Raw genomic sequence first — 781 nt, forward strand, 5'->3', positions numbered from 1 at the left:
GCCCTCGGCGTCAAGCTGACCGTCCTCAGCGACGACCAGGCCGCCTACCTCGGCGTGCCCGTCGACGGCCCGTACAAGCCCGACCACTACCGCTACTGATGTGTACCGAACGCGACCCGTGGCTGCCCGACCGGCTCCTCACCACCGAGCGGGACCTGTTGATGCCGCTGCTGCGCCGCACCCCGGAGGAGGCGTACGAGCTCCGCACCGCCTGCCCCGGCTGGACCGCCCGCCAGGTCCTCGCGCACTGCGCGGCGGCGCTGGTGCGGATCGTGGAGGGCCGCCTCGAAGAGGGCGTCTTCCTTCCCGAGTCCAACGCCCGTGACGTCGCCGAGCGGGAGGACTGGCCGCTGGGCCGGATCCTCGACGAGCTGGAGCGCGGCCTCACCGAGGCCGGACCGGTGATCGCGGAACACGAGGACGGGCGGCTCGACGCGGTCGCCCTCGGCGAGTGGGTGCACGCCGGGGACGTCCGCGAGGCGTTCGGCGAGCCGGGCGCGTACTGCGGCGACGCCCTGGCCCTCGCCCTCCCGCTGCTCTCCGTCACCAGCCGCAGGCGGGAGACTCCGCGCCTGGTCGGGCGGCTCGCCGACCATCCGGGGGAGGTGGCCCTCGGCAACGAGATCGAGGGCCGCCCGCCCGCCCGCTTCGTCGGCGACGCCGCCACCCTCATCCGCCTCTACGCGGGCCGCCCCCTGGTCCGCACCCGGTACGCCCTCACCGGCGCCACCGAGCAGGAACTCCTGATCTACCGCTGACGCCGCCCGCCACCCGCCACCCG

Annotated in this window: 2 protein-coding genes; both read left to right on the forward strand. The window is 75.2% G+C overall.

Features of this window, described 5'->3' with window-relative positions; genetic code table 11:
* On the forward strand, positions 1-99 hold a 99-nt coding region (locus IF73_RS40175; protein WP_158822186.1), incomplete at its 5' end, for an adenosylhomocysteinase.
* Complete coding sequence (locus tag IF73_RS0137085) at positions 99-758, forward strand: maleylpyruvate isomerase family mycothiol-dependent enzyme (RefSeq protein ID WP_031015940.1); 660 nt, start codon at positions 99-101, stop codon at positions 756-758. The genes IF73_RS40175 and IF73_RS0137085, both read left to right, overlap by 1 nt.
* The last annotated feature ends 23 nt before the right edge of the window (positions 759-781 follow it).

This window comes from Streptomyces sp. NRRL F-5727, assembly GCF_000719555.1.
In the GTDB taxonomy this organism is placed as follows: Bacteria; Actinomycetota; Actinomycetes; order Streptomycetales; family Streptomycetaceae; genus Streptomyces.

Bases quoted from the DNA above. Each gene is read 5' to 3' on its own strand.
- IF73_RS0137085 (WP_031015940.1), top strand. From the start codon at position 99: ATGTGTACCGAACGCGACCCGTGGCTGCCCGACCGGCTCCTCACCACC.